The 8,011-nt window shown below is 71.4% G+C and carries 4 protein-coding genes; all 4 read left to right on the top strand.

Going from position 1 to position 8,011, the window contains the following annotated elements; translation table 11 throughout:
* Positions 1-193 precede the first annotated feature (193 nt).
* The gene (locus tag H9623_RS10010) at positions 194-1,327 is read left to right on the top strand and encodes a glycosyltransferase (RefSeq protein ID WP_193719904.1); all 1,134 of its coding nucleotides are present in this window, start codon (positions 194-196) and stop codon (positions 1,325-1,327) included.
* An 89-nt stretch (positions 1,328-1,416) separates the two neighbouring features.
* Positions 1,417-2,433 carry a magnesium and cobalt transport protein CorA gene (locus H9623_RS10015; RefSeq protein ID WP_193719905.1) on the top strand — a complete coding sequence of 339 codons (1,017 nt, stop codon included), beginning with the start codon at positions 1,417-1,419 and terminating at the stop codon, positions 2,431-2,433.
* 61 nt (positions 2,434-2,494) lie between these two features.
* Positions 2,495-4,972: an HAD-IC family P-type ATPase gene (locus H9623_RS10020; RefSeq protein WP_193719906.1), complete on the top strand. Its 2,478-nt coding sequence runs from the start codon at positions 2,495-2,497 to the stop codon at positions 4,970-4,972.
* A gap of 204 nt (positions 4,973-5,176) precedes the next feature.
* Complete coding sequence (gene acnA / locus H9623_RS10025) at positions 5,177-7,945, top strand: aconitate hydratase AcnA (protein WP_193719907.1); 2,769 nt, start codon at positions 5,177-5,179, stop codon at positions 7,943-7,945.
* The last annotated feature ends 66 nt before the right edge of the window (positions 7,946-8,011 follow it).

An 8,011-nucleotide genomic window follows, 5' to 3' on the forward strand; every position in this document is an offset into this window, starting at 1 on the left:
TCGTCCGCACGCGCAGGAGCGGGCGGCCCAGCCGTCACGTCACGCTCGCGGGACGCGCGCGACGGGCGGCCGGGCGAGGCCGCGAGCGGCCGGGACCGAGTGCGACCCGCGCTCGCCTGTCGTCCCTCGGCTTCTCGGGGGACGATGGGTGGACGCGCCGGAACGCACCGGCCCGAGGAGCGGAAGAGGGCGCATGCAGGTCACGGTGGTGGTGCCGACGTTCGACGAGGGTCCCAACGTCGCCGAGCTCGTGCGCCGTCTCGGGGAGGCGGTCGACGGGATCGACACCGAGGTGCTGTTCGTCGACGACTCGCGGGACGACACGCCCGACGTGATCCGCCGCGTGGCCGCGTCCGCCCAGATCCCGGTGCGCCTGCTGCACCGCGACGAGCCCGTCGGCGGGCTGAGCGGGGCGGTGGTCGAGGGCCTGCGCGACGCGCGCGGGGAGTGGGTCGTCGTCATGGACGGTGACCTGCAGCACCCTCCCGAGATGGTGCCCGTCCTCCTGGAGACCGCCCTGTCGACCGGCGCGGACGTCGTGGTCGCCTCGCGGTACGTCGGCGGCGGTGACGCGGGCGGGCTCGACGGGCGGTGGCGGCACCTGGTGTCGACGGCGTCCTCGCTCCTGGCCCGCTCCATGTTCCCGGTCCGGCTGCGGAACGTGACCGATCCGATGACGGGGTTCTTCGCCGTGCGCACGGCATCGATCGACCTCGCCGCGCTGCGTCCCCGCGGCTTCAAGATCCTGCTCGAGATCCTGGCCCGCAACAAGGTCGAGGTCGTCGAGGAGCCGTTCGTGTTCGGGGAGCGGTTCGCGGGGGAGTCCAAGGCGACCTTCGCGAACGGCCTGCGGTACCTGCAGCAGCTCACGGCGCTGCGCTTCGGACGGATGTCGACGTTCGCCCTCGTGGGAGCCTTCGGCGCGGTCCTCAACCTCGCGATCATGTGGGGCCTGGAGCAGTTCGGGGTGCACTACATGCCCGCCGCGGTCGTCTCGGCGGCGGTGACCATCGTGACGAACTTCCTCCTGCTCGAGCACTTCGTGTTCCACGACCTGCGCTCGGAGGGGCGCAGCGTGTGGAAGCGTGCCGCGCAGTCCTTCACGTTCAACGGCATCGAGGCCGCGGTGCGGCTGCCGTTCCTGCACTGGCTCGTGGTCCTGACGGGCATGCCCCCGGTCCTCGCGCAGGCCCTGACCCTGGTCGTGGCGTTCCTGCTGCGCTTCGTCTTCCACGCCCAGGTCGTCTACCGCCCGCGCAAGGACGTCCCCGAGCGGGTCACCCCGCTGAGCGGCGAGCCGTCGAGCACCGCGTTCGACGAGGAGTAGCGCCCGCCCGGCCGGCGACCGGCCACCAGCAGGCCTGCCATGATGGTCCCCGCGGTCCGCTCCGGACGCGACCGACCGGTGGAGGACTCATGGGCATCGTCGACAACGCGGTCTACGTCGACGGACGTCGCACGGCCAACCCGACGAGCCTCGACGAGACGTTCGAGACCCTGCGCGAGCGTCACGGGCTCGCGTGGATCGGCCTCTACCGGCCGAGCGAGGCCGAGATCCGGGCGGTCGCGGACGAGTTCTCCCTCCACCATCTCGCGGTCGACGACGCGATCGCAGCCCATCAGCGGCCCAAGATCGAGCGCTACGACGACATCCTCTTCGTGGTCCTGCGCCCGGCCCGGTACCTCGACGACGAGGAGCGCGTCGAGTTCGGCGAGCTGCACGTCTTCGTCGGGCCGGACTTCGTCGTGACCGTCCGGCACGCCGAGGCCCCGCACGTGGGGGCCGTGCGCCAGCGGCTGGAGGCCGCGCCAGAGCTCCTGCGCCTCGGCCCGGAGGCGATCCTGTACGCCGTGCTCGACCAGGTCGTCGACGAGTACGCACCCGTCGTCGCCGGGCTGCAGAACGACATCGACGAGATCGAGGACCAGCTCTTCAGCGGCGACCCGGCCGTCTCGCGACGCATCTACGAGCTGTCCCGGGAGGTCATCTCGTTCCAGCGGGCGACGCACCCGGTCGTCGGCATCCTCCAGGCGCTCGAGAGGGGCTTCGAGAAGTACGACGTCGACATCGAGCTCCAGCGCAACCTGCGTGACGTGCTGGACCACTCGCTGCGCCTCGCGGAGCAGGCGGACTCGTTCCGGGTGCTGCTGCAGAACGCGCTCATGGTCCAGGCCACGCTCGTCGCGCAGCACCAGAACGAGGAGATGCGCCGCCTGTCGGAGACGAGCCTCGCGCAGGGTGAGGAGGTCAAGAAGATCTCCTCCTGGGCGGCGATCCTGTTCGCACCCACGCTCGTGGGGACCGTCTACGGGATGAACTTCGCCCGCATGCCGGAGCTGGGCTGGGCCTACGGGTACCCGCTCGCGGTCCTCGCGATGGTCGCGATGGGCTTCTCGCTCTACCTGATCTTCAAGCGCCACCGCTGGTTGTGAGGCGGCCCGTCCGTCCCGCCTCGCCAGGGCATCCGCACCCCCCGACGGGCACAATCGACGGGTGAGCAGTCTCGCCGACGACGACGCCCCCGCGACCGGACCCGACGGTCCGGCGGGCGCTCCGCCGTCGGGCGCAGGGCAGGGGACCGGGGCCGGCGCGGACCCGGGCCTGAGCGCCGCCGAGGTCGCCGCGCGCGTCCGCGCCGGGCAGACCAACCGCGTCGCCCGCTCGACCTCGCGCTCGCTCGCCGCGATCCTGCGCTCGAACGTCTTCACGCTCTTCAACCTGATCCTCGCGGTCGCCGTGGTCCTCGTGCTGCTCACGGGGCGGTGGCCCGACGCGGTCTTCGGGTTCGTCGTGGTCGTCAACGCCGGGATCGGGATCGTGACCGAGTACCGGGCGAAGCGGACGCTCGACCGGCTGTCGATCCTCACGGCCCCGTCGGCGCGCGTGGTGCGCGACGGGACCGAGCAGGACGTCGCGGTCGACGACGTCGTCCTCGACGACGTGCTGCACGTCGCGACCGGGGACCAGGTCCCGGCCGACGCCCGCGTGCTCGACGTCACGGGCCTCGAGGTCGACGAGTCCATGCTCACGGGGGAGTCCCGGCCCGTGCGCAAGGCGGTGGGCGACGAGGTGCTGTCCGGGTCCGCGGTCGTCGCGGGCTCGGCGGTCGCCCGCGTGGTCCGGGTCGGCGAGGAGGGGTACGCGCAGCGCATCACGTCCGAGGCCAAGAGGTTCTCGGTCGTGCGCTCGGAGCTGCGCGAGGGCGTGAACAAGATCCTCAAGGTCGTCTCGTTCGGGATCGTGCCGATCTCGCTGCTGCTGTTCTGGAGCCAGCTCCACTACACGGGCGGCGTGCGCGAGTCGATCGCGGACGGGACGTGGCGCGACGGCGTCGTCGCGGCCGTCGCGGGCGTCGTCGGGATGATCCCCGAGGGTCTCGTCCTGCTGACCTCGCTCAACTTCGCGATCGCCGCCACGCTGCTCGCACGCCAGCAGGTCCTCGTCCAGGAGCTGCCCGCGGTCGAGGTCCTCGCACGCGTCGACGTCCTGTGCCTCGACAAGACGGGCACCCTCACCGACGGGCACGTCGCCCTGACCGGGCTGCGCGACCTCGCGCCCGTCGAGGGCGCGCGCGAGGCGCTCGCGGCCCTGGCGGCGGACCCGGACGGCAACGCGACGTCCAGGGCGCTCGCGGACGGGCTCACGGGCACGACCGCGGCGACCGTGCGCGGGACCGTCCCGTTCTCCTCGGCCCGCAAGTGGAGCGCGCTGCGCACGGGCGCGGGCGCGTTCGTGCTGGGCGCCCCCGAGATCCTGCTCGCGGGACGCTCGGACGCCCCCGCGACCGCGGCGCTCGCCCGCGTCCGCGAGGCGGCGGGGAGCGGTGCGCGCGTGGTCCTGCTCGCCCACGCCCCGGCAGGGCTCCCGACGGCGCAGGCGCCGCTCCCGGACGACCTGGTGCCCGCGCTGCTCGCCGTGCTGGGGGAGCGCATCCGCCCCGACGCCGCGCAGACCCTCGAGTACTTCCGCCGCCAGGGGACGCGGGCCAAGGTCGTCTCGGGCGACAACCCCGACACGGTCGCGGCCATCGCGACCATGGTCGGGCTGCACGGCGACGGGGTCCGCGTCGAGGGCTTCGACGCCCGGTCCCTGCCCGCCGACCCGGACGAGCTCGCCGAGGTCGTCGACGCGCACGACGTGTACGGGCGCGTGACGCCCGAGCAGAAGCGGGCGATCGTGCACGCGCTCCAGTCGCGCGGCCACGTGGTCGGCATGACGGGTGACGGAGTCAACGACGCCCTGGCGCTCAAGGACGCCGACCTCGGGATCGCGATGGGCAACGGCGCGCCCGCGACCAAGGCCGTGGCGCGCGTCGTGCTGGTCGACGGCCGGTTCGCGACGCTGCCCGGTGTCCTGGGCCAGGGGCGCCGGGTCATGGCGAACATGGAGCGCGTCGCGAGCCTGTTCCTCGCCAAGACGACGTACGCCGCGATCCTCGCGGTGTCGGTCGTGCTGCTCGTGTGGCCGTACCCCTTCCTGCCCCGGCACATGACCCTCGCGGGGTCGCTCACGATCGGCATCCCCGCGTTCTTCCTCGCGCTGCCGCCCAACGACCGCCGGTACCTCGCGGGCTTCCTGCGCCGGGTGCTGAGCTTCGCGGTCCCCGCGGGCGTGGTGATCGGGGCGGTGATCCTGGCCGTGTACGGGTACCTGCGCCCGCTCGTGGGGACGGGTGACGCGCGCTCGGCGTCGACGCTCGTGCTCATCGGGGTCTCGCTGTGGATCGTGGGCATCCAGGCCCGCCCGGTCAACGGGTGGAAGGTCGCGCTGGTCGCGGCGCTCGCGGCCTGCGCATTGCTCGCCGTCGCGGTCCCGTGGGTCCGCGACTTCTTCGCGCTCGAGGTCCCGACGGCGTCCGAGGCCGTGGTGATCGGTGTCGCCGTGGTCGTGGGGTGGGCCGCGATCGAGGGCGTGTACCGCGTGCTCACGCCGCGGCTCGCGGGGGTGTCCACGCCCGGGCCGATATCTTGACGTCAAGATAAATGCGCTATGCTGTGTGTCGGCGACATTTCGGTGCGTCGCCGGGCCCGGCGTAGGCTGGGCAAAGCCCCCCAGAACCATCTTGATCGTCATTCGACGACCTGCCGTGCCGGGCGCGCGGCGCGGGCCGTAGAGCCCGCGCGGTGCCCCGGCCGCGGTGGTCGTCACCACCCTCGCCAGGTAGAAGGAGCAACCGTGAGCAGCGTCGACACGTTCGGGTCGAAGGGAACACTGGAGGTCGGTGAGAACTCGTACGAGATCTTCCGTCTCTCCGCGGTAGAAGGCGCCGAGCGCCTCCCGTACAGCTTGAAGATCCTCGCGGAGAACCTCCTGCGCACCGAGGACGGCGCCAACATCACCGCGGACCACGTGCGCGCGATCGCCGCCTGGGACCCGGACGCCCAGCCCGACACCGAGATCCAGTTCACGCCGGGTCGCGTCATCATGCAGGACTTCACGGGCGTGCCCTGCGTCGTCGACCTCGCGACCATGCGTGAGGCCGTCGCGGACCTCGGGGGCGACCCGTCGCGCATCAACCCGCTGGCTCCCGCCGAGATGGTCATCGACCACTCGGTGCAGATCGACGTCGCAGGTCGCCGCGACGCGTTCGAGCGCAACGTCGAGTTCGAGTACCAGCGCAACCACGAGCGCTACCAGTTCCTGCGCTGGGGCCAGACGGCGTTCGACGACTTCAAGGTCGTCCCCCCGGGCACGGGCATCGTCCACCAGGTCAACATCGAGTACCTGGCCCGCACGGTCATGACGCGTACCGTGAGCACTGCCGACGGGGACGTCTTGAGGGCCTACCCCGACACGTGCGTCGGCACCGACTCGCACACGACCATGGTCAACGGCCTGGGCGTGCTCGGCTGGGGCGTGGGCGGCATCGAGGCCGAGGCGGCGATGCTCGGCCAGCCCGTCTCGATGCTCATCCCGCGCGTCGTCGGCTTCAAGCTCAGCGGCCAGATCCCCTCGGGCGTCACGGCGACCGACGTGGTCCTCACGATCACGCAGATGCTGCGCCAGCACGGCGTCGTCGGCAAGTTCGTCGAGTTCTACGGCGCCGGTGTCGCGGCCGTGCCGCTGGCCAACCGCGCCACGATCGGCAACATGAGCCCCGAGTTCGGCTCGACCGCCGCGATCTTCCCGATCGACTCGGTCACGGTCGACTACCTGCGCCTGACGGGTCGTTCCGAGGAGCAGCTCGCGCTCGTCGAGGCCTACGCCAAGGAGCAGGGCCTCTGGCTCGACCCGACCGACCCGAGCTACGTCGAGCCGGTCTTCTCCGAGTACCTCGAGCTCGACCTCTCGACGGTCGTCCCCTCGATCGCCGGCCCCAAGCGTCCCCAGGACCGCATCGAGCTCTCGAACGCCAAGTCGGCCTTCGCCCGCGACCTGCCGACCTACGCCCCCGAGGTCGTCGACGTCGTGGACGAGGCCGAGAAGGAGTCCTTCCCGGCCTCCGACTCGCCCGCGATCCACGCCAACGGGCGCCGGACCGTCCCCGTCACGGACACCAACGGCAAGCAGTTCGACCTGTTCCACGGCGCGGTCGCGATCGCCTCGATCACGTCGTGCACCAACACGTCGAACCCGTCCGTGATGCTCGCCGCGGCCCTGCTCGCGAAGAAGGCCGTCGAGAAGGGCCTGGAGGCCAAGCCGTGGGTCAAGACCTCCATGGCACCGGGCTCGCAGGTCGTCACGAACTACTACGAGAAGGCGGGCCTGTGGCCCTACCTCGAGAAGCTCGGCTTCCACCTCGTGGGCTACGGCTGCGCCACGTGCATCGGTAACTCGGGCCCGCTCGACGAGAAGGTCTCCGAGGCCGTCAACGAGCACGACCTGTCGGTCGTCTCGGTGCTCTCGGGCAACCGCAACTTCGAGGGGCGCATCAACCCCGACGTCAAGATGAACTACCTGGCCTCCCCGCCCCTGGTCATCGCGTACGCCCTCGCGGGCACCATGGAGTTCGACTTCGAGCACGACCCGCTGGGACGCAACGAGGACGGTTCGCCGATCTTCCTGCGCGACATCTGGCCCACGCCGGAAGAGGTCCAGGCGACGATCGACTCCTCGATCGACCGCGCGATGTTCACCAAGGACTACGCGGACGTCTTCACGGGTGACGAGCGCTGGCGCGCCCTGTCGACCCCCGAGGGCAACACGTTCGAGTGGGACGAGCAGTCCACCTACGTCCGCAAGCCCCCGTACTTCGAGGGCATGTCGGCGCAGCCGTCGCCGGTCACCGACATCTCGGGTGCCCGCGTGCTGGCCAAGCTGGGCGACTCGGTCACGACCGACCACATCAGCCCTGCCGGGTCCATCAAGGCGGACTCGCCGGCCGGTGTGTACCTCGCCGAGCACGGCGTCGAGCGTCGCGACTTCAACTCCTACGGCTCGCGCCGTGGGAACCACGAGGTCATGATCCGCGGCACGTTCGCGAACATCCGCCTGCGCAACCAGCTCCTCGACAACGTCGAGGGCGGCTTCACGTTCAACTTCGTGAAGAACGCGCAGGACACGATCTACGACGCCGCGCAGGACTACGCCGCGGCCGGCACGCCGCTCGTCATCCTGGGTGGCAAGGAGTACGGCTCCGGTTCGTCGCGCGACTGGGCCGCCAAGGGCACCGCGCTCCTGGGCGTCAAGGCCGTCATCACCGAGAGCTTCGAGCGCATCCACCGCTCGAACCTGATCGGCATGGGCGTCCTGCCGCTGCAGTTCCCGGCCGGGGAGTCCGCGGGCTCGCTGGGCCTGGACGGCACCGAGACGTTCGACATCTCGGGCGTCACGGCGCTCAACGAGGGCACGACGCCCTCGACGGTCAAGGTCACCGCGACCAAGGCGGACGGCACCTCGGTCGAGTTCGACGCGGTCGTCCGCATCGACACCCCGGGTGAGGCCGACTACTACCGCAACGGCGGCATCCTGCAGTACGTGCTGCGCTCGCTCGTCAACGACTGACGAGTGTCTGCCGCTCAGGGTGAGCGGCGGGGGGGGGGGGGGGGGGGGGGGGGGGGGGGGGGGGGG

Origin of the sequence: Oerskovia douganii (assembly GCF_015142735.1) — a bacterium.
Lineage (GTDB): Bacteria > Actinomycetota > Actinomycetes > Actinomycetales > Cellulomonadaceae > Oerskovia > Oerskovia douganii.